The following is a 20829-nucleotide window of genomic DNA, read 5'->3' on the forward strand; positions in this document are numbered from 1 at the left end:
TCAGGGTCTGCGCCGGAACGGCAGGTCCACCTCGGCCCGTACGGTCTTGCCCGGTGCGTCGGCGCAGTCCCTGCTCAGCACCTCCCACCGATCGGCCAGCGCGTCCACCAGCACGAGCCCGCGCCCGCCGTCGTCCAGCGGCCCGCCCGGCCGTACCACGCCGGATGCGGGCGGCCGCCGTTCGGCCAGGGTGTCCGTGACCTCGACCCGCACGCTCCCCGTCACCAGCGACACCCGCAGCTCGAAGTCCCGCCCCGGCACGCGTCCGTGCGTCACGGCGTTGGCCGCCAGCTCCGCGACGATCACCGACACCTTGTCGATCACCTCCGCCGCCGCGAACGGCCCGCCCCACGCGTGGAGTTGGGCGACAGCGAGATGACGGGCGAGGCGGGCGCCACGCGGAGTGGCACTGAGCCGCTGGGCGAGTGTTCGACTCACGGTGACGGCGGTGGGGGGAGCGTCCATGCGCCCAATCTGCCGCCCCGGACCAGCGGTTCTCCAGCTGAGAGCCGCGTACGCCGGGCCCGCGTACGCGGTGACGCACTGGACCGTACTGGTCACCGGCCGTGACCATGGGGGGTGGTAGGTGGCCTACGTGGGCGATGGAGTGGAGCCGGAGTCGTCGGACAGTCTGCGGACCTTCGGAGCGGTGCTCCAGGCGTTGCGCGAGCACGCCGGGTTGAGCAGGGAGGAGTTCGCGGAACAGGTGCGGTTCTCGAAACACACGGTGGCATCGGTGGAGTTGGGGAGGCGGATGCCGGACGAGTCGTTGGTGGAGGCGTCGGAGGGGGTGCTGGGGAATACGGGGGCCTTGCGGCGGGCGGCCGTACATCTGATGCGGCAACCGGGGCTGGCGGCTTGGTTTCGGCAGTGGGCGCGGATGGAGGCGACGGCGATCACGCTGTACACGTACGAGAGCCGCCTGATTCCGGGACTGTTGCAGACAGAGGCATACGCGCGAACGCTCTTCACGCAGCAACTGCCGCCGCTCGACGACGACCAGATCGAGGCGCAATGGGCGGCCCGGTCGGAACGACAGAAACTGCTCGCGCGGCGGCCGAACACCGCCTTCGGCTTCATCCTCGAAGAGCACCTGTTCCGGCGGCGCACAGGCGGTGCAGAAGTCGCACGCGAGCTGATCGCCAACGTCCTGGATATCGCTGAACTGCGCAACGTGGAGATCCAGATCATGCCCACGGTAAGGGAGTCACACGCAGGGCTCGACGGTCCGGTGCAGCTTCTGGAGACCCCGGAGAACAAGTGGTTCGCCTACTGCGAGGGGCAACGCGGCGGCCTGCTCGTAGCCGAACCGAAGGAGGTCAGCATCCTCCAGCAGCGCTATGCCAGGATGCGCTCACAGGCTCTTACGCTGGAAGACTCCAGGAGCCTGTTGCAGCGGATGCGAGGGGACTTATGAGCACCACCGAACTGACCTGGTTCAAGAGCAGCTACAGCAGCGGCGGCGACGGTGACTGCCTCGAAGTCGCCCTCTCCTGGCACAAGTCGAGCTACAGCAGCGGCGGTTCCGGCGACTGCGTCGAAGTAGCCACCTGCCCCACCACCGTCCACATCCGCGACTCCAAGCACCGCCAGGGCCCCGCGCTCGCCCTCTCCCCCGCCGCCTGGGCCGGCTTCCTCGCGTACGCGGGGAAGTGACCGGGGCGCCGGTCTGTCAGGACGGCTCGGTGGCCCGGTCCATGATCTGCTTGAGCCGGGCCTTCGACACGCTCTTCGGGATCTCGGTCGTCAGGCCGCGCTCCTTGGTGAAGGCGAGTCCCCCGTTGTAGACGCCACCGCCGCATTGGTCGGACTGGAAGCCGAGCTTCTTCTGGGCGGACGCGTCGATGAGGGGCTCGGTGCTGCCCTCGCGGGTCACCCGGAAACGGACCGTGCCGAGATCGGGGCCGATGTCGTCCGGCAGCGGCAAGATGACGCTTGAGACGCTCTCGTTCCGCAGCCTGTCCTCGACACACGTGCCGTTCGCGCACAACCGTACGGAGGCTCCGGCCAGATCTCCGTAACCCTCTTGCGCGAAGAACACACCGACCTGGGCCACCACACCGACACCGGCGCACGCTGTCGTGTCGGCGCAACCTGTCACGCCCGCGAGCAGCGCGGTGACACCGCCGAGCACCCGCGCGTACCTGATCGGGTTCACCACCGCGTCACCCCTCCCGGAAGCGCCTACTCCGCCAGGGAGATGTCGGTGAAGACTACGCGGTACCGCTTCTTGATCTCGGTGGGGGCCGACGATGCCGGCCCCCACCTACGGTCAGAACGCCGCGAGGCCGTTCGGCGAGCCGTTGCCCGTGGGCCCGTCGTAGCCGGTGACCCCGTTGCACTGGTAGTCGCCGCCGCAGTCCACGCGCTCCGCGTTGGTGCCGCCCACGACGTCGTTGAGCCCCGCCGTGCCGCCGTAGAAGTACGACGCGTCCGCGTACCGCTCCGGGTTGCCCGCCAGGGCGATGACCCCGGCGATGTACGGCGCGGACGCGCTGGTGCCGCCGATGACGAGCCACCCGGCATAGCCGCCGTAGCTGTCGTACACCGCGGGCCCCGTCAGCGGGTCGGCGACCGCCGCGACGTCGGCGACCATCCGGCCGGGGCAGTTCTGGTCGGTCTGCCAGGCCGGTTTGTCGATCCACGCCGAGCAGCCGCTGCCGGCGCCGCCGGTGGAGTTGCCCCACGCCTGTTCGGTCCAGCCACGGGCGTTGCCCGCCCGGCTGAGCGAGGTGCCGCCGACCGCGGTGACACTGGTGAGATCGGCCGGCCAGTTCGGCACGCCGTACCCGTAGTCGCCGGAGGACACGGTGATCGCCACTCCCGGGTGGCTGTAGGAGGCCGAGTAGCTCTGCAGTCCGTTCGCCTCGGCCGTGCCGTAGCTGTTGGACACCTCGGTGGCGCCGAGCGCGACCGAGGTGTCCACTGCCTGGGACAGATTGGCGACGCTCGCGTCGTCGCCCTCGACGAGCAGGATGTGACAGTCCGGACAGGCCGCGGACACCATGTCCAGGTCGAGGGAGATCTCGACGCCCCAGCCGCGGTCGACCGGCAGCGGTGCGCTCTGCCCCCGCTGATTGACCTTGCGGAAGCAGCCGTTGGCCGTCGTGCAGGGCGGCAGGCCGTACGTCTGCCGGTACACCGCCAGATCGGCCTCGGCCTTCGGGTCGTCGCCGGCGTCGACGACCGCCACCGTCTGGTCCGCGCCGCCCGAACTCGGCAGGTTGTAGGCCGCGTCCAGGTCGGCTGGTCCGTATCCGCTGGGCAGGGCGGTGGCGGTGGCGGTCGCGCTGCCCGCGGCGTTCGGGCCCCGGACCCCCTTGCCGCCGTCGATGTCGGTGCGGACCAGGGAGAAGCACCGCGCGAAGCCGGGGCGCGCGGCGCCGCACGCCGGGGTCACGTTCGCGGTGGACGTGGTGGACGCGGTGGACGCGGCCGTCGCGGTGGACGTGGTCGCGCCGGTGCGGTCGGTGCCGCCGGTGCTCTGCGAAGGCGTGCCCGCGAAGGAGACGGACGGGGCCGCGGCCGCCACCGCGGCGGTCAGGGCCACCAGCAGCACGCGGATGCGGGCCGGGGTCATCGGGTGCCTCCACTGGCGGCGATGGTGTACGCGTTGGTGATGGTCTGGGTGATCGAGCCGCCGGCCGCGTCGGTCGCGGTCACCTTGATCGCGGGTGAAGTGCCGCGCGCGGAAACCGGGTTGAGCCACGCGGCCTGGTACGTCCCGTTCAGGCCCACGACGAGCGCGGGCTTCCAGGTGGTGCCTCCGTCGTAGGAGACGGACACCTTCGCCGAGGTGATCCGGGAGTGCGAGCCGGCGCCGTCGTAAGAGACATGGCCGACGTCGAGCCGCATGGTCTGGATCAGCTGGTCACTCGTGTTGTTGTTGTCGGAGGTCAGCCGGTAGCCGAGGGTGAGGGCGGGGAGGATCTGGCAGGGGGTGTCCGCCGACTCGCCGAAGCAGGTGTCCGCGTCGGGCAGGCTGCCGCCACCCGGATGCGGGATGTACCGGAACGTCAGGTCGGTGTGCGTCCTGGTCGACTGGCTGAACCTCGGATTGGCGCTCAGGTCGGTGTCGTACACCGTGCGGTAGGTCGTCGGCGTCGTCGGCGCCCCCTTGATCTCGACGCCGTACTGGTTCGTCGAGTCGAAGACCTGCTGCCCGTCCGCGTACAGGGTGAAGTGCTGCGGCACCGCCCCGAAGGCGTAGAAGCCGACGTGCGTCGAGACGCTGTCGACCGCGGGGTCCAGGATCATCGTGAGGTTCGGACCCGCCGCGCAGGCGTAGCAGAACTGGTAGCCGACGTGCCGGCCGAGCGCGGGCTTCAGCGGGCCGTGGTTCCAGTCCACCGAGTACGAGCGGCCGCCGGCGAAGGTGAGTGGATCGGCGTACTGCCACACGGAGCTCGGGGAACTGGCCATCTGCGCCCAGGTGCCGCCGTCACCCGTGCCGAGGTATTCCGTCAGGTCGGCGGGCCACTGCTGCCCGTTCCACGGGCTGACCTGCGTGGCCCCGCCGACGGCGTTGTAGGAGTCGACGAAGCCGCTCAGCAGGGAGCCGTGGTAACTGTTGTTCGCCGCCGGGTCGATGGCGAAGTGCTGGTGCACCGTGGCGAGTGTGCGGGCCGTCTCCACATGCGTCTGGTCCGCGGGCACCCCGTCCGCTCCGTACGCCAGGTCGTAGCGGTACGCGTCGCTCGCCGTGGTCGCCGTGGCGCCCCACTGGATGACGTCGTGGATCTCACCGACCTCGGCGGCGGGCTGTGCGTTGGTGTACAGCGGGGTGCTGCCCCACATCGTCAGCAGCATGCTGGCCAGGGCGCCGGTCGCGTCCCGCCGGAAGTAGTTCGCCATGAGGATGTCCTGGACCGCCGGACGCGGTGTCCGGACCGAGAACAGGGAGCTCGCGGTGGTCTCGTCGAGCGACACCGTGGTGGTCCCGGTGGCGGACACGGTGAAGTCGCTGAGGGTGAACTGGCGCACGGCGGACAGCCGGCCCTGCGCGTCGTAGTCGTAGAAGAGGCCGTAGAGCCCGTAGTTCCCGGCCGGCACCGCGATGCGCGCGACGCCGTTCACCGTGGTGACGGAGGTGTTCTCGCGCGTGAACGAATCCGTGTTGTACAGCTGCAGGTAGGCGGTGGCCGGCAGACCGGTCAGCCCCGTCGCGTCGATCTGCAGGATCTTCAGGGGGTACTTGGGGCTGACGGTTCCGTCGGGAGTGCCTTCGGTGTGCGCGCCGGTCAGGCTCATCGAGGTCAGCCCGTCGAACAGCGGTGTGCTGCCCGGCGGGCGGCCCGCGGCCACGTCGGTGCCGGTCGCCGTGCGCAGCGCCGCGGTGAACGCGGTGCCCGAGGAGGCGGTCAGGTATCCCTGCGCGGTGGCACCGGACACGGAGGTCAGGGTGACCCCCGCGGGCCCGGTCGGCGTCGTGCCCGGGGCGAAGGACAGGTCGACGGATATTCGGCCGCCGTCGGCGCTGGCAACGTTGTCAGAGGCTGCGCCGGCGGTGCCGGAACCTTCCTGGTCCTGTGCGAGCCGGGTGATGTCGAAGAGCGAGAGGTCGAGTCCGTTGCCCAGGTAGGGCATCGCCACCGCGGGGATGGCGTAGTGGTCGCCGGACGCGTCGTCGTACGACTCGATGGCGCCGTCCTCGCCCGCGGCGGGGAGCACGATGTACGTGGGCCGCTGACCGGGCCGGGTGGTCACGACGATCTGGTCGCCCGTCACCAGCGTGACGGTCGTCGTGTCGGTGCTGACACCGGTCGCCGTCAACGAGGTGGCGGCGGCGCCTGTGGGGGTGCCCGTGTCCGCAGCGGCGGGAAAGGCGGTCAGGAGAGCGCAGGCCAAGCCGACGGCGACGGCGGCTGGACGGCGCCGGTCGGCATGCCTCTTCGGGGGTCTGAGCAGGGGGAACGGCATCGGGTGTCCAGCCTCCTCGGGTTCGAGCATGAGAACTCACCGCAGAGAGGCCACACTTCGTGCGCGACGGCGACTTTGCACCCGAAGTCGTGACCTTTAACTGGGGCAAGCACGCCGCCTTTGGCGCGTGGTTCGCGATCAGTATCGGGACGCGGGAGGGATCGCACAAGAACGCCGCGTCGCCCGGACTCCGGATTCCGATGGACCGTCAGACGGCCTTCCGTGGGCGGTTGTTGCACGAGCACGGCGATCTCGCGCGAGCGGTGCCCGACGCACGAGGAATCCCATCCGCTCGAGCACGACCACCGCCTGCTCGAGGTCGGGCTCGTACACGGCATGGAGTGGCCCGGACAGCGAGGCGACGACGAGGTCTCCGCGCCTCAGGGCACGAGGTCGAAGCAGCCGAGGCAGTGCGGAGCCGGTCACCGACGCAGTGTTCCAGCACGCGCGACAACGCGTGACGCCTTTACCGGTCGACCGCCCAGCGGGCGAGCCCACACAGTCCCGGTAGGTTACGGACGTGGATCTCTTCTCACGCTCGTGGACGGCCTTGCGCTCCGCGGTCGCCGGACTCCCGAACGAGGGCGGGAGACTGCCGCCGTTTCTGGCATGACGGCCGCACCGTGGGCCGCGGCGGGCCTTCGTCCAGTACCGCCCGGATCACGTGCCGGGCGGAGCAGGTCGCGTCGTCCGCGGCTAGGACCTCACGGAAGGCCTTTCTGTCCCCGGGCACCGACGGGCGTCGAACGCCTCTCCGGGGCGGGACGCGCGATGGCCACATGGGCGGCTGGCGATAGAATCGTGCCATGTCCGCCGACATCGACTTCCTGAAGACCCGGCCCCACCGGGTCGTCGTGCTCGCCCTCGACGGGGTCTACCCCTTCGAGCTGGGCATCCCGAACCGGGTCTTCCCGTGCGTGCCGGGCGCCTACGAGGTGCTGACCTGCGCGGCGACCGACGACCGTACGGTGGCGACCAACGCCGACTTCACGGTCACCGTCGGGCACGGGCCCGAGGTGCTGGAGAGCGCGGACACCGTGGTCGTACCGCCGTACGACATGACGCGGATCACGGACGAGCTGCCCTCGCCGGTGGCCGCCGCGCTCGGGCGGATCCGGCCCGGTGCCCGGATCGTCTCCATCTGCACGGGGGCGTTCACGCTCGCGGCGGCCGGGCTGCTGGACGGGCGGCCCGCGACGACGCACTGGGCGCTGGCGCCCCGGTTCCGGCGGATGTTCCCGCAGGTCGCCCTGGATCCGGACGTGCTGTTCATCGACGACGGCGACATACTGACCTCCGCGGGCGCCGCCTCCGGTGTCGACGTCTGCCTGCACATCGTCCGCTCCGACCACGGCAGCGCGGTCGCCAACAGCGTGGCCCGGCAGTGTGTCGTACCGCCGTGGCGGGACGGCGGCCAGGCGCAGTACATCGAGCAGCCGGTGCCCGACGAGAGCGCCACCGGGACCGCGGCCACCCGGGCCTGGGCCCTGGAGAACCTCGAACGTCCGCTGGCCCTGAGGGAGTTGGCGGAGCACGCCCGGATGAGCCAGCGCACCTTCGCGCGCCGCTTCCAGGACGAGACCGGTGTCAGCCCCGGCCGCTGGCTGATCCAGCAGCGGGTGCACCGGGCCCGCCACCTGCTGGAGACCAGCGACCTGGCGATCGACCGCATCGCCGCGGAGGTCGGCTTCGCCACCGGCACGTCCCTGCGGCAGCACCTGCACGCGGCGATCGGGGTGTCCCCGCAGACCTACCGGAACACGTTCCGGGCGACGGCGACACCGACGCCGACAGCGACGGCCCGGGTCTGAACCGGGCCGATCAGCCGGAGCGGCCGCTCAGCCGAAGTGGCGGATGCGGGCCGGGGTCCCGGGTGCGTAGGGGAGCCAGTCGTGGACCGATCCGGTGCGGACGAACTCGGCGACCGCGGTGGCGAACTCGTGTCCCAGGGCGCGCTCGGCGTCTCCGACCCTGCCGAGCATCGGGCTGTCCGGGTAGGCCTCGAACGTGTCGAAGAGGAAGGGCAGTTCGGCGCAGTGGGCGGCGCCGAGGGAGTGCGGGTCCTCGGCCGGGCGGTGGTCGAACCGGTAGACGTGGGTCGCGTTGCCGCCGGCCGCGTGGTGGTCGGCGATCTCCAGCGAGCCGTCGCGGAAGAGGGTGTCGGTACCGATCGCGGTGAAGATCCGCGCGGGGGTGGCCTGTGGGAGCCGGGCGGCGTACGCGTCGTAGATCTCCCGGGCCCGGTCGCCTGCCTGGGCGGACAGGAGGTCCAACGCGCCGGCGGTGGTGAGGTGCTGGACGGCCGGGTCGAAGGCGAAGAAGGAGGTCGCCTCGTCGGCGGTGGTGCCGATGAGCAGCGGCCTGCCCTCCAGGGCGCCGTCGGCGAGCGCCCGCTGCCAGGTGCGGGGCATGCCGGGGGCGCCGAGCACCGGGTACATCGGCGGGGCGGCGTTGCCGGGGCGGGCGAGCCGGCCCGCGAGCCGCCCGTAGGCGGACAGGAGCCGCTCGGCGGGCAGGGCGCGCAGGACGTCCGCGTCGGCCGGGACGCCGAGCAGCCGCAGGTAGGCCTCGGCGTGCTCGGCGGCGTCCTCGGGGTCCTGCGGGGCCAGGCCGAAGGGGCCGCTCTGCAGCAGCACCCGGGTGACGAGGCCGGAGGTCTCCGGGTCGAGCGCCAGGTACAGGGCGGAGTAGGCGCCGGCCGACTGGCCGCCGACCGTCACCTCGCGCGGGTCGCCGCCGAAGGAGGCGATGTTGTCCCGCACCCAGCGCAGCACGGCGGCCTGGTCCTGGGGGCCGAGGTTGGCGGCGCCGGTCTCCGGGAGGTACAGGTAGCCCAGCGGTCCCACCCGGTAGTTGGCGGTGACGACCACGATGTCGCCGAGGGCGGCGAGGCGGCCGCCGTCGTACCAGTCCCAGCCGCCGGAGCCGCTCGTGAAGCCGCCGCCGTGCCACCAGAGAAGGACCGGGCGGGGCATGCCGTCCGCCAGGGCCCGGCGCGGGGCGAAGACGTTGACGGTGAGGCTGCCGTCCTCGTCCCAGTCCGGCACCCGGTGTCCCATCACCTGCTCCAGGCGGGACGGTCCCTGCGGAACGGACGGCCCGGCCTGCACCGCCTCCCGCACCCCCGTCCAGCCCGGGTGCGGCCGCGGCGCGGCGAACCGCAGTCCGCCGACCGGCGACGCGGCGTACGGGATGCCCCGGAAGCAGACCGCCCCGCCTTCCACGATCCCCTGGATCCTGCCCTGGTCCGTGGCCACGACCGGGTTCCCGACGTCCGCCATGGTGCTCACCCCTCTCGGTTCGGCTGCGATGTCTCCGATCCTCACCGGGAGCGTGGAAATGAGCCAGAAAGTGGGCTTCTCATCAAGAATGCCGGCCATATGATCGATGGATATGGAGAAAGAACGCCACCGGCTGGAAGGGACCGACAGCCGGATCGCCGCCGCGATGATGGCCTCCCCGCGCGCCTCCTGGCGTACCGTCGGCCGGGTCCTCGGCGTCTCCGAGCGGACCGTGGTCCGGCGGGCGGCGCCGCTCTACCACGACGGCACCCTGCGGGCGACGGCCGTCCGCAACCCCGTGCGCTTCCCCGACCTGGTCCCGCTGGCCCTGCGCATCCGGTGCAAGCCCCACCGGATCAGCGCCATCGCCGCCACCCTGGCCCGCCGCCCCGACACGATCTGGGTGGACGTCCTCGGCGGCGGCGACGAGATCTGCGCCGTGCTGTTCCTGGACGGCCCGGACGCCCGCAACAACCTGCTGCTGCGCGACCTTCCGGCCACCGCGGCCGTCCAGTCGTGGACCTCGCACGCGCTGCTGCGGGTGTTCCCGGCCGGCTTCGACTGGAGCGGCGGCCTGCTCTCCGCGGCGGAACTGGCCAGTCTGCGCCCGGACCTGCCGACGGCCTACGGCAGGACCCCGCTCCAGCCCGTCGACCACCAGCTGATCGCCGGACTGGTCGAGGACGGACGGGCCTCCTACACGGACCTCGCCCGGCACGCCGGCATCTCCGCGCTGACCGCCCGCCGGCGCCTGGAGACGCTGACGGGCGGCATGGCCGTACGGCTCGCGACCGAGGTCGATCTCGCCCGGCTGGGCATCCGTACCGAGGCGTTGTTGTGGATGACGGTGGCCCCCGGCGGCCTGGAGGAGACCGGCCGGCGGCTCAGCCGCCATCCACAGGTGCGGTTCGCCTCGGCGACCACCGGCTCGGCCAACCTGCTGGTGGCGGTCGCCGCGGCCGACCTCGACGCGCTGTACGTCTTCCTGAGCGAGACCGTCGGCGCCCTGGAACACGTCATGACGACCGAGGTCACGCCCATCCTGGCGGGGGTCAAGCGGACCGGGCTGGTCCGCCCGGGGAGCCTGTGAGCGCGGGGCGGACTACTTGGCGGGGCACTCCTTCCAGGCCAGGTGGTAGACGGTGCTGATCTCGCCGTCGGTGGAGTCCATGGTCATGAAGCTGACCTTGCCGGGGTTCGCGCTGCCGGCGGTCACCCGCAGCTCCGTGTTGATGTTGAAGTTGCGCTGCACCCCGCAGGGCGCCCAGACCAGCTGGGCCCAGTCGGTGGTGTCGGTGGCCTGCCAGTTGTCGTCGTAGGGGCCCCGGAAGGGGTGGTTCGCGGAGGCCGTGTTGGACGAGCCCTGGAAGTAGTACGAGGCGCGCTGGGTGCCGGTGGCGCCCTGCTGGAGGGAGGCGAAGCCGCGGTAGTCGGCGCTGGCGATGGCGTAGGTGAAGCCGCCCGGCACGTGAACGACCAGGTTGAGCTGGCAGTTGCGCCGGAAGGCGGTGGGGTCGGAGTTGCCGCCGGCCTGGGCGAGGTAGTCGCTGTAGGTGACGGTGAAGGCCTCGTTGTCCTCGGAGACGGCGACGGCGGTGGTGCCCTGCGGACAGCCGGAGCCGTTCACCGTGGCGACGTTGATCACGATCTTGTCCGGCGGCGGGTCGTCGAAGACGGGCGACGACGAGGCGTTGGCCTGAGCGGGCAACCCGGCGGTGAGCAGCGCGGTGAGCGCTCCGCCGAGCAGGAGTCCATGCCTCATGGGTTTCATGGTTTCTCCGGTTCGGTGATCGAGTGGGGGGTGACAGCCTCGGTCCCAGGACCCTCACGCCCCTCAAGGTTCGATGTGGTTCACCTTTGAAGAACCTGTGAGTTTCCTGTGAAGAACGAGGCGCTCGCATCGTAGGAACCCCCGCACCGAGCGGTCAGGGCGAACTCCGGCCATTCACAACGGCGGATTTCACAGCCCCGTCAACCCTCGCCTCACCCCTACGGGTTCTCCCAGGCCGCCGGTTCCGCGGCCAGCGCCCGGACCGGCTCCGGGAGGGCGTCCGCCGCGATGTCCGCCACGGTGACTCCTTCGAGGATCCGGCGGACGTTCGCGCGCAGCGCGATCCACAGGGGCAGCAGGGGCTGGGCGGTGCCGGTGTAGGCCAGACCCGTCGGGCGTTCGCCGCGTACCGAGACGATCGGGCCGTCCACCGCCCGGATGAGGTCCGCCACGGTGATCGCGGACGCGTCCCGGGCCAGCCGGTAGCCGCCGCCCCCGCCACGCCGGCTGTCGACGATCCCGGCACGCCGGAGGTCACCCAGAATGCCCTCCAGGAATTTGTGCGGGATCTCCTGCGCCCCGGCGATCTCCTCGGCCTTCACCGGGCCGTCGTCCTGCCGTACGGCGAGCTCCAGGACCGCCCGTACCGCGTAATCCGCTCGTGCCGAGATCCTCATGTGTCCATTGTGGGGCGTACTCCCGTGGACAATGGCCGCACCCGCGCCCCGTAAGATCGCCCGGGAGGATCCCTTGGCGCTCAGCAGACGTACCTTCAGTGCCCTCGCCGGCTCGACCGCGCTCGGCTTCGCCCTGGGCGGCAGCGGCGGCCCCGTGGCGCCCGCGGCCTACGCGGCACGCACCGTGCCGACCGGCCCGGCCCCCGCCGCACCGAGCGCCGACGGGCGGCGGCATGCCATCGGCCACGACCACTACTCCCTGGTCGTCGACGGCCGCCGGCTGGTGGTGTGGTCCGGCGAACTGCATCCCTTCCGGCTCCCGAGCCCGTCCCTGTGGCGGGACGTCCTGGAGAAGATGCGGGCGCACGGCTACAACACCGTCAGCATCTACGTGGCGTGGAACTACCACTCCCCCGCGCCCGGCACGTTCGACTTCACCGGCGTCCGCGACCTGGACCTGTTCCTGCGCACCGCCGCCGAGACCGGGCTGTACGTCATCCTGCGCCCCGGCCCCTACATCAACGCCGAGGTCGACGCCGGCGGCTTCCCCGGCTGGCTCACCGCCACGCGGGGCTCGGCCCGCACCGACGACCCGACCTACCTCGGGCACGTCGACGCGTGGCTGACGGCCGTCAACCGCATCGTGCGCCGCCACCAGCACACGGACGGCGGCGGGACCGTCCTGCTCTACCAGATCGAGAACGAGTACGACGGCCACGTCGCCGACCCGGCCGGTCCCGCCTACATGTCCCACCTCTACAAGAAGGTGCGGGCGGACGGCATCGACGTCCCCCTCTTCCACAACGACAAGGGCCGCAACGGCTACTGGATCCCCGGCTCCTTCGACACCGGCGGCGAGACCGGGAAGTGGCTGTACGGCTTCGACGGCTACCCCGCCCCCACCCAGACCCCGCCGGACTGGGGCGACTTCGGGATCGGCGGCCTCAAGGGCGGCGCGACCGCCAGCCCCCGTACGCCCGGGTTCGTGCCGGAGTTCGGGGGCGGCTGGTTCGACCCGTGGGGCGGGGTCGAGTTCGGCGGCAAGGGGTACGCCGAGTCCCGGCGCACCCGGGACGCGGCCTACGAACGCCGCTTCTACCTCACCAACCTCGCCAACGGCATCACCCTGCACAACGTCTACATGACCTACGGCGGCACGAACTGGGGCTGGCTGCCGGCGCCGGTCGTCTACACGTCGTACGACTACGGGGCGGTCATCGACGAGGCCCGCAACGTCACCCCGAAGATCGCGCCGATGCACCAGCTCGGCCACCTTCTGCAACGCGTCCCGGACTTCGCCAAGCTGGAGCGCGCGGCGGATGTCCACGCGGACGGGCTGAAGACGTACCACCTCACCAACCCGGACACCCAGGCGCACGTGTACGTGCTGCGCAACGACGGGGCGAGCGAGGTGACGTCCACCCTGAAGACCCGCAAGCGGGACGGGGGTGACGACATCGAGGTCACCGTCCCGGCCCACGACGCCCGGCTCATCACCACCGGGCTCTCCCTCGGCAGGCGGAAGCTGCGGTACGCCACCGCCCAGCCGATGGCCGTGTTCACCGCCGGCAGGCAGGACATCGCCCTGTTCACCGGCCGGTACGGCGAGATGGCACACCTGGTCCTCGAGTGCCCGTCCGAGCCCTTCGTCCAGCGCCTGGACGCCGAGGCGGCCTGGGTGTACGACCAGGGCGTCCTGCACGTCACCGCGCCGCTCGGACAGGGCGGGCTCACCCGGGTCCTGGTCCAGCGCGGCGAGAGCGACACCCCGCTGCTCCTGCTCTTCGCCGACGACGCGACCTCGCTCCGGCTGTTCCCGTACGACACCCCGTCCGGCACCCTGCTGGTCTACGGCCCCGCGCTGCTGCGGCACGCGAAGCTCAGCGGCGGGACCGTGCAGCTCACCGGGGACACGGTCGGGGCGAGCGGCGTGGAGGTGTGGGGGCCGCGCGGGATCTCCTCGGTCACCTGGAACGGGCGGCCGGTACAGACCCGGGTGACCCTCTCGGAGAGCCTGGTCGCCACCTCGGACCTGGCCGGGGCGCCGAAGCCGGCGCTGCCGGTCCTCGCCGGCTGGCGCCGCAAGACCGAGAACCCCGAGTCGGCGCCGACCTTCGACGACTCGTCGTGGGTGGTCGCGGACAAGAAGACCTCGTTCAGTACGACGGCCGTCCCGGACGGTCAGCCGGTGCTGTTCGCCGACGACTACGGCTTCCACTACGGGGACGTCTGGTACCGGGCACGGGTGGACGGCGACCTCGAGGACCTGGAGTCCCTGTCCCTCGCCTACAGCACGGGCACCCAGGGCATGCTGATGGCCTGGCTGGACGGAAAGCCGCTCGGTTCGCACCGGATGCCGGTGCCGGACACGAAGACGGTCCGGCAGGGCAGTTGGGCGGCCACGGCCGAGTTCTCCGTCGCCGGGCTGCGGAAGCAGTGGAAGAAGGAGGCGGAGCAGGCGTCTCAGATGGCGTCTCAGAAGGACGCGGAGAAGGCACGGCGCGAGCAGCAGAAGCATGTGCTGTCCGTGCTGGTGCGGCGGATGCAGCACGACATGGACGGCCGCTCCCTGGACACCCACAAGGTGGCCCGCGGCCTGACCGCCGTGACCTTCAAGGGCGCCTCGCCGAAGGTGAGTTGGCGGATCCAGGGCGAGACCGCGCCCGATCCGGTGCGGGGGCCGCTGAACAACGGCGGCCTCTACGGGGAGCGGCAGGGCTGGCATCTGCCCGGCTTCGCCGACGGCGGCTGGGAATTGGCCGAACTCCCGCGCGCGGACCAGGGGATGGGCGTCACCTGGTACCGCACGGGCTTCAAACTGGCCGTGCCGGACGGGGTCGACGCGTCGGTGGGACTGGTGCTGGAAGACGATCCGGCGCGGGCGTACCGGGTGCAGATCTTCCTGAACGGCTGGAACCTCGGGCAGTACATCAACGATGTGGGCCCGCAGCACAGGTTCGTGCTGCCGAACGGGATTCTGCGGACCAAGGAAGCCAATACGTTGGCCTTGGCCGTGCTTTCGGATGGGACGAGTGAGTTCGGGCCGGGGGTTGCGCGGCTGGAGTTGCTGGGGAGTGCGGCCGGAGGAGTGCCGGTGGTGGGGGTGGACTCCCCCGGCCGTTGACCGCGGGTTGTGGGGGCTGGTCGCGCCCACGCGGCGGAGCCGCAAATTGATACGGCCCCGCGCCCCTAAAAGCAAGGGGCGCCGGCCCCTACGTCAGTCGGATCACGTTCCAGGACAAGGGCTCCAGAGTGGCCTTGAGCGTGCCGTCGTTCAGCGATGTGCCCTCGGCCTGGTGCGGCGCCACCCGCTCCGGCTCCTCCAACGTGTTGCGGGCGTCGGGGTCCTCGTCCGCCAGGACGCTGTGTTCGGTCACCGACGTCAGGTCGAGGCCGCTCAGGGCGACCTCCAGGGGCAGGTTCTCCGTCCGGCTGCGGTTGACGGCGAAGACGGCCACCGTGCCGTCGTCGGCCCTGACCGCCGTCGCGTGCAGCAGGCTCGTCTCGCCGTACTTCTTCGTGTCGTACGTCGGTGAGTCCACGCGAACGTCCAGGACCTGGCCCCTGCCGTACCGGGACGCCTGGGCGAAGGGGAAGAACGTCGTCTGGCGCCAGGCCGGGCCGCCGGGCTCGGTCATGATCGGGGCGATGACGTTGACCAGCTGGGCCAGGCAGGCCACCGTGACGCGGTCGGCGTGGCGGAGCAGGGCGATGAGGAGCGAGCCGAAGACGACGGCGTCCGTGACGCTGTAGTTGTCCTCCAGCAGGCGGGGGGCCTCGGGCCAGTCCCGCGCGTCGGAGTTCTCGATCGCATGCCACCTGGAGGTGTACCAGACGTTCCACTCGTCGAAGGAGAGGTTGATCTTCTTCTGGGACTTCAGCCTGGCGCCCACGTGGTCACAGGTGGCGACCACGTTCTCGATGAAGGACTCCATGTCGACGGCGGAGGCCAGGAAGGAGTCGAGATCGCCGTCCTGGGGCTCGTAGTAGGCGTGCAGGGAGATGTAGTCGACCAGGTCGTACGTCTCCGCGAGGACCGTCGCCTCCCACTCGGCGAAGGTCGGCATGGACTGGCTGGAGGAACCGCAGGCGACCAGTTCCACGGACGGGTCCATCTGGCGCATGGCGCGGGCGGTCTCCGCGGCGATGCGGCCGTACTCCCCGGCGGTCTTGTGTCCGGTCTGCCAGGGGCCGTCCATCTCGTTGCCCAGACACCAGAGCCTGATGCCGAAGGGGTCCTTGTCGCCGTGGGTGGCACGGAGGTCCGACAGGGCGGTTCCGGAGGGCTGGTTGGCGTACTCCTGGAGTTCCAGGGCCTCCGCCACGCCCCGCGTGCCGAGGTTGATCGCCATCATGGGCTCGGCCTGCGGGCCGACCTTCTTCAGGAAGGCGATGTACTCGGAGAGGCCGAAACGGTTGGTCTCCGTCGACCGCCAGGCGAGGTCGAGGCGGCGGGGTCGGTCCTCGACCGGGCCGACCGAGTCCTCCCACTTGTAGCCGGAGACGAAGTTGCCGCCGGGGTAGCGGAGGGTGGTGACGCCGAGTTCACGGACGAGGTCGAGGACGTCGGTGCGGAGGCCTTCGGCGTCGGCCGTGGGGTGGGTCGGCTCGAAGATGCCGGTGTAGACGCAGCGGCCCAGGTGCTCGACGAAGGAGCCGAAGAGGCGGGGGTTGACTTCGCCGATGGTGAAGGCCGGGTCGAGGGTGAAGCGGGCGGTGCGCAATTTTCGCCTTTCGGGAGGGGTGGCTTGTGTTTCGTGGGCGGGTGCGGATGGGTGGGGATTGCTCGCGCCCACGCGGCGGAGCCGCAAATGGACACAGTCCCGCGCCCCTAAAGGGGCATTGGCCAGCCGTTCTTTGTCCAGCCCAACCTGTTCAGCCCCAGCTTTGGCGTGCCGTTGTCGTCGGCGTCGTAGTAGTGGTACGCCAGCCAGGTCTTGCCGTGGGCGCGGAAGGTGGACTCTCCGCCGGGCCCTGTGTACCGGCCGTGAGAGGCGAGGAGCAGGTCGCCGCCGCCCTCCAGCATCGGCTTCCCCGTGCTGTCCACGTACGGGCCCGTCACCGTCGTCGAGCGGCCCACTCTGATCTTGTACGTCGAGTTCACGCCCGCGCAACAGGCGTCGTACGAGGCGAAGAGGTAGTAGTAGCGGCCGTGGTGGAGGATCGAGGCGCCCTCGACGGCGTAGGGGGCGTCGGGGCGGGTGGCGAGGTGGGCGATGGTGGCGGCGGGGATCGCCTTCCCCGTGCGCGGGTTCAGCTCCACCATGCGGATGCCCGTCCAGTACGAGCCGAACGCCATCCACAGCTTGCCGTCGGCCCGGACGATCGCCGGGTCGATGGCGTTCCAGGAGTCCGTCGTCTCCGACGAGAACGCCTTGCCCTGGTCGGTCCAGGTGCCCGGGAGGCCGGACGGGGAGGTGGCCACGCCGATCGCGGAGTGGTTGGTGCCCCAGGAGGAGACGGCGTAGTAGAGCCAGTAGCGGCCGTCTCGGTAGGAGAGGTCGGGGGCCCACGGGTCGGCGGTGGAGTTGTAGTCGTACCACCAGCTCGGCGGTGTGGTGAAGGCGTTGCCCGCGTCGGTCCAGTCGTGGAGGTTCGTGGAGAGGCGGGCGCCGATGACGCCGCCGGTGGAGTAGGCGACGTACCGGCCGTCTTCGAGCTGGTGGACCGTGGGGTCGTGGATGATCTGCTGGCCGGTCAGCGGGAGCGGGTCTGGGTAGGTGACGTCGGCGGACGCGGTGGTGGGGAGGAGGGCGATCGTCGCCGCCGCGAGCAGGGCGGCGAGTCCGGGGAAGCGCTTCAACTCGGGGCTCCTCACTGGCCGGCCAGGCCCGTGTGGGCGACGCCCGCCACGATCTGGCGCTGGAAGAAGACGAAGACGACGATCAGCGGCAGGCCCGCCATGAGGCCGCCGGCCATGAGCTGGGCCCACTGGATGCCGTAGGAGTTCATGACGGTCGCGATGCCGTTCGGCATGGTCATCAGGTCGGGGTTGTTGGTCACCATGTAGGGCCACAGGAAGTTGTTCCACGAGGCGATGAAGGTGAAGATACCGACCGCGGCGAGGGAGGGGCGGGAGAGCGGGACGACGATGGTGAAGAAGATCCGCCAGCGGCCGGCGCCGTCGATGAAGGCGGCCTCCTCCAGTTCGCGCGGGATGCCCTGGAAGAACTTGTAGAGGATGTACACCATGGCGGCGGGGGCGCACTGGGGAAGGATCATGCCCCAGTAGGTGTCGACCATCCCCATCTGCTGGACGGTGGTGAACAGGGGGACGCCGAGGACGGCCGGGGAGATCATCAGGCCGGCCATGACCAGGGCCAGCAGCGGGCCCTTGCCCCGGAACTCGGTGCGGGCGAAGCCGTATCCGGCGAGGGCGGCGACGGTGACCACGACGGCCGTCACCAGGATCGACACCACGAGGGAGTTGACGAACCAGTTCGTGATGTTGCCGGTCTCCCACAGGGCCCTCCAGGCCTGGCCGGTCCACACCTTCGGCAGCCAGTGCGGCGGGATCTCGGCGGCCTCGGCCTCGGACTTGAGCGAGGTGAACAGGGCCGCGGCGATCGGTGCCACGAAGACGGCGGAGACGGCGACACCGAGGAGGGTCAGGACGATCTGGCTCGGCGTCCACGGCCTGCGGGGCTTCAGGCGGATCTGGGTGGTGCTCATCGGATGCCCTCCTCACGGTTGCGCAGCAGCGCCGTCCGTCCGAGGGCGACGGCAGCGATGATCACGAAGAAGATGACGGACATCGCGGAGGCGTAGCCCACGCGGTAGCTGGTGAAGCCCTGTTCGAGGGTGTACTGGACGAAGCCGCGGGTGGAGAGCTCGGGGCCCGGGCCGAAGTCCATCATCACGACCGCCTGGTCGAAGAGCTGGAGCGAGGCGAGGACCTGCAGCGCGATCACCAGGCCGGTGATGTGGCGCAGCATCGGCAGGGTGATGTGGACCGTCCGGTGCCAGGCGTTCGCGCCGTCCAGCTTGGCGGCCTCGTAGAGGTGGTCGGGGATGCCCTGGAGGGCGGCGAGGTAGAGGAGGAAGGAGAAGCCGACGGTCCACCACAGGGTGGTGATGACGATGGCGAGCATCGCGTACGACTTGTCGGTCAGCCAGGGGGTGTCGAGCCCGAAGGTCTCGTTGAAGAGGCCGATGCCCTGGGTGAACAGCCACTGCCAGATGTTGCCGGCGACCGTGGACGGGAGCAGGAAGGGGGCGAAGAAGCACAGGCGCCACAGCCACTTGCCGCGCTCGATGTGGTGGGCGAGCATCGCGAGCAGGAAGGCGAGCACCGTGAGGGACGGGACGACGAGCAGCGTGAAGTAGGCGCTGTGCCCGAGCGCGTCCCACATCGCCCGGTCGTGCAGCGCCTCACGGTAGTTGTCGAGGCCGATGAAGCTCGCGCCGTCGCCGGAGATGTTGGCGTCGGTGAAGCTGAGGTAGACACCGCGCAGCAGCGGCCAGAGAACGAACAGCGTGAAGAGCGCCAGGAACGGGGCGACGAACCAGCCCCCGTGCTGGAAGCCCTGCCTGCGGCGGACGGTCGCGGAGGCGGCGGCGGCCCGCGCCCGCACCGGTGCGACGACGGTCCCTGCACTGGTCGTCATGCGGCCGTACCTCCCTGCGCGGCGGTCCTGCCGTCCATGGGGTTCTTCGAGGCGAGGAGCTTGACGAGGTGTTTCCGCATCGTCCGCGCGGCGGCGGGCGGCTTGGCCGAGCCCATCGTCGAGGAGACGACCACCGGGCCGAGGTCCTGGGCGAGGACGCCGGTGGAGCCCGCGAACCACACCTTCGGCTCGGTGGCCTGGTGGTACATCGCGGAGACGTACTCGTGCTGCGGGGTGAGCTTCTTGTACGCGGCGGTGGACAGCGTCGGCGTGTAGGCGGGGATGTGGCCGCCGGCCGCCCACTGGAGGGCGTGGGTGACGACGTACGCGGCCAGTTCGTGCGCGGCCTCGTTCGTGGCGCCGCCGCGGCCCGACTGGTGCGGCAGGACGAAGGAGTGCGACTCGGCGTGCGTGGCCTGCCTGCCGAAGACGGGCGGCAGCGGGGTCGCGCCGTAGTCCAGCCCGGCGCCGGAGAAGACGGGCACCGACCAGTTGCCCTCCCAGGTGAAGGGGGCGCCGTTGATGAACTGTTCGCCGGTCGGCGCGCCCGGGATGACGTATCCGTCGGTGACGTGCTTACGGAAGAACTCCAGGACCTGGGTGGCCTTGTCGGTGTCGAAGAGGACCTCGGTGTTGTCGGCGTCGAACCACGTGCCGCCGAGCTGGGTGTAGAAGGCGACGAAGAACCACCACTGGAAGTTCTGGTCGTTGGTCCACAGGCCGATGGTCTGCAGGCCCTTCTTCTGGACCGCCCTGGCCTTCTTCAGGACGTCGAACCACTCGTCGGTGGAGGTGACCGGGATCATCAGGCCGTCGTCGCCGAGCAGACCGGCCTTCTTCAGGACGTCCCTGCGGTAGAAGCAGAGTTGTACGTGGACGTCGAGCGGGAGGGCGTAGAGCTTGCCGTCGATGACACCGCGGTTCCACAGCGCGGGGTTGTAGTCCGCCTTGCGGACTCCGTACTCGGCGAGGAGGTCCAGGTCCCACGGGTCGAGGAGCCGGCCCGGGGAGAAGCCGGCCACCCGGCCCATGTGCATGACACCGAGCTCGGGGGCGCGGTTGCCCGCGGCGGCCATGGCGAGTTTGGTGTAGAAGGGGTTGCCCCACTGGAGAGTGGAGTCCTTCACGTCGATGCCGGGGTGTCCGCCGCGGAAGGCGTCCAGCATCGCGATCATGTTGGCGCCGTCGCCGCCGCTGAAGAGGTTCCAGTAGCGCACCCGGGTGTCCGCGCTGGAGGCGAGCGCGTCGGCACCGGTCCCGAGCGCGGCGAAGCCGAGGCTGCCCGCGACCGCCAAACCCCCTGCCGCGCCCAGCAGCTGCCTGCGATTCAGGCCAGGTCGTCCCATGCCCTGCCCTTACTGTAGAAGTCCTCAGGATGTTCGAAATCTCGTAGAGCGCTCGTAACTTCGAACGGGACCGTAAAATCGAAGCGCTTCCGCGTCAATGGGTTGAACAGGCTTCAACGGATTTCGGTCCGCGCTTTCTCCGCGCTTTCCCGACAGCGACTTCCGGACACAGCGGTCGTTTCCGGTTCCACGACGGCCGACGCAGGACATGACGCCGCCAGTTCCGGG

17 protein-coding genes are annotated in these 20829 nt (G+C 70.6%); 5 read left to right on the forward strand and 12 right to left on the reverse strand.

Translation table 11 applies throughout. The features are described from left to right. Nucleotides 1-465 carry an ATP-binding protein gene (locus ACZ5K7_RS07430; protein WP_468911502.1) on the reverse strand — a complete coding sequence of 155 codons (465 nt, stop codon included), beginning with the start codon at nucleotides 463-465 and terminating at the stop codon, nucleotides 1-3. 130 nt (nucleotides 466-595) lie between these two features. Here ACZ5K7_RS07430 and ACZ5K7_RS07435 point away from each other — a divergent pair, with 130 nt between their 5' ends. Further along, nucleotides 596-1417 (forward strand): helix-turn-helix domain-containing protein, encoded by an 822-nt coding sequence (locus ACZ5K7_RS07435; RefSeq protein WP_468911505.1) that lies wholly within the window; start codon nucleotides 596-598, stop codon nucleotides 1415-1417. Continuing rightward, a complete protein-coding gene (locus ACZ5K7_RS07440) occupies nucleotides 1414-1656 on the forward strand; it encodes a DUF397 domain-containing protein (RefSeq protein WP_468911507.1) in 243 nt (80 codons plus the stop codon). The genes ACZ5K7_RS07435 and ACZ5K7_RS07440 overlap by 4 nt, the downstream gene beginning before the upstream one ends. Nucleotides 1657-1672: 16 nt before the next feature. On the opposite strand, the gene ACZ5K7_RS07445 is transcribed toward ACZ5K7_RS07440, so the two are convergent. From ACZ5K7_RS07445 to ACZ5K7_RS07455, 3 genes are all read right to left on the reverse strand, one after another. Further along, nucleotides 1673-2158: a hypothetical protein gene (locus ACZ5K7_RS07445; RefSeq protein ID WP_468911509.1), complete on the reverse strand. Its 486-nt coding sequence runs from the start codon at nucleotides 2156-2158 to the stop codon at nucleotides 1673-1675. Between the two features lie 114 nt (nucleotides 2159-2272). Beyond that, nucleotides 2273-3580 carry a S53 family peptidase gene (locus tag ACZ5K7_RS07450; protein WP_468911512.1) on the reverse strand — a complete coding sequence of 436 codons (1308 nt, stop codon included), beginning with the start codon at nucleotides 3578-3580 and terminating at the stop codon, nucleotides 2273-2275. After that, a complete protein-coding gene (locus ACZ5K7_RS07455; protein ID WP_468911515.1) occupies nucleotides 3577-5919 on the reverse strand; it encodes a hypothetical protein in 2343 nt (780 codons plus the stop codon). The genes ACZ5K7_RS07450 and ACZ5K7_RS07455 overlap by 4 nt, the downstream gene beginning before the upstream one ends. 806 nt (nucleotides 5920-6725) lie before the next feature. Here ACZ5K7_RS07455 and ACZ5K7_RS07460 point away from each other — a divergent pair. Then, nucleotides 6726-7730 (forward strand): GlxA family transcriptional regulator, encoded by a 1005-nt coding sequence (locus ACZ5K7_RS07460; protein WP_468911517.1) that lies wholly within the window; start codon nucleotides 6726-6728, stop codon nucleotides 7728-7730. A gap of 27 nt (nucleotides 7731-7757) precedes the next feature. Here the strand turns inward: ACZ5K7_RS07460 and ACZ5K7_RS07465 are convergent, their stop codons facing one another. Next, the gene (locus tag ACZ5K7_RS07465) at nucleotides 7758-9200 is read right to left on the reverse strand and encodes a carboxylesterase/lipase family protein (RefSeq protein WP_468911519.1); all 1443 of its coding nucleotides are present in this window, start codon (nucleotides 9198-9200) and stop codon (nucleotides 7758-7760) included. A gap of 112 nt (nucleotides 9201-9312) precedes the next feature. Between ACZ5K7_RS07465 and ACZ5K7_RS07470 the strand changes: the two genes are divergently transcribed. After that, complete coding sequence (locus tag ACZ5K7_RS07470; protein ID WP_468911522.1) at nucleotides 9313-10290, forward strand: Lrp/AsnC family transcriptional regulator; 978 nt, start codon at nucleotides 9313-9315, stop codon at nucleotides 10288-10290. A 12-nt stretch (nucleotides 10291-10302) separates the two neighbouring features. Here the strand turns inward: ACZ5K7_RS07470 and ACZ5K7_RS07475 are convergent, their stop codons facing one another. Together ACZ5K7_RS07475 and ACZ5K7_RS07480 are read right to left on the reverse strand one after the other, a co-directional pair. Then, complete coding sequence (locus ACZ5K7_RS07475) at nucleotides 10303-10962, reverse strand: DUF4360 domain-containing protein (RefSeq protein WP_351691974.1); 660 nt, start codon at nucleotides 10960-10962, stop codon at nucleotides 10303-10305. Between the two features lie 227 nt (nucleotides 10963-11189). Continuing rightward, entirely contained in the window at nucleotides 11190-11648 is a 459-nt protein-coding gene (locus tag ACZ5K7_RS07480) for an RrF2 family transcriptional regulator (protein WP_382526754.1), read from the reverse strand. Between the two features lie 73 nt (nucleotides 11649-11721). On the opposite strand from ACZ5K7_RS07480, the gene ACZ5K7_RS07485 reads away from it, so the two are divergent. Beyond that, nucleotides 11722-14772 (forward strand): glycoside hydrolase family 35 protein, encoded by a 3051-nt coding sequence (locus ACZ5K7_RS07485; protein WP_468911527.1) that lies wholly within the window; start codon nucleotides 11722-11724, stop codon nucleotides 14770-14772. Between the two features lie 88 nt (nucleotides 14773-14860). On the opposite strand, the gene arfA is transcribed toward ACZ5K7_RS07485, so the two are convergent. From arfA to ACZ5K7_RS07510, 5 genes are all read right to left on the reverse strand, one after another. Beyond that, nucleotides 14861-16372, reverse strand: a complete 1512-nt coding sequence (gene arfA / locus ACZ5K7_RS07490) for an arabinosylfuranosidase ArfA (RefSeq protein WP_468911530.1) — start codon at nucleotides 16370-16372, stop codon at nucleotides 14861-14863. 107 nt (nucleotides 16373-16479) lie between these two features. Next, nucleotides 16480-17451 carry an arabinan endo-1,5-alpha-L-arabinosidase gene (locus ACZ5K7_RS07495; RefSeq protein WP_468911532.1) on the reverse strand — a complete coding sequence of 324 codons (972 nt, stop codon included), beginning with the start codon at nucleotides 17449-17451 and terminating at the stop codon, nucleotides 16480-16482. 11 nt (nucleotides 17452-17462) lie between these two features. Further along, complete coding sequence (locus ACZ5K7_RS07500) at nucleotides 17463-18320, reverse strand: carbohydrate ABC transporter permease (protein WP_468911534.1); 858 nt, start codon at nucleotides 18318-18320, stop codon at nucleotides 17463-17465. After that, the gene (locus ACZ5K7_RS07505) at nucleotides 18317-19255 is read right to left on the reverse strand and encodes a carbohydrate ABC transporter permease (protein WP_351691956.1); all 939 of its coding nucleotides are present in this window, start codon (nucleotides 19253-19255) and stop codon (nucleotides 18317-18319) included. The genes ACZ5K7_RS07500 and ACZ5K7_RS07505 overlap by 4 nt, the downstream gene beginning before the upstream one ends. After that, entirely contained in the window at nucleotides 19252-20601 is a 1350-nt protein-coding gene (locus tag ACZ5K7_RS07510; RefSeq protein ID WP_468911536.1) for an extracellular solute-binding protein, read from the reverse strand. The genes ACZ5K7_RS07505 and ACZ5K7_RS07510 overlap by 4 nt, the downstream gene beginning before the upstream one ends. Nucleotides 20602-20829 lie beyond the last annotated feature (228 nt).

It is taken from the genome of Streptomyces sp. NPDC031497 (assembly GCF_055580905.1).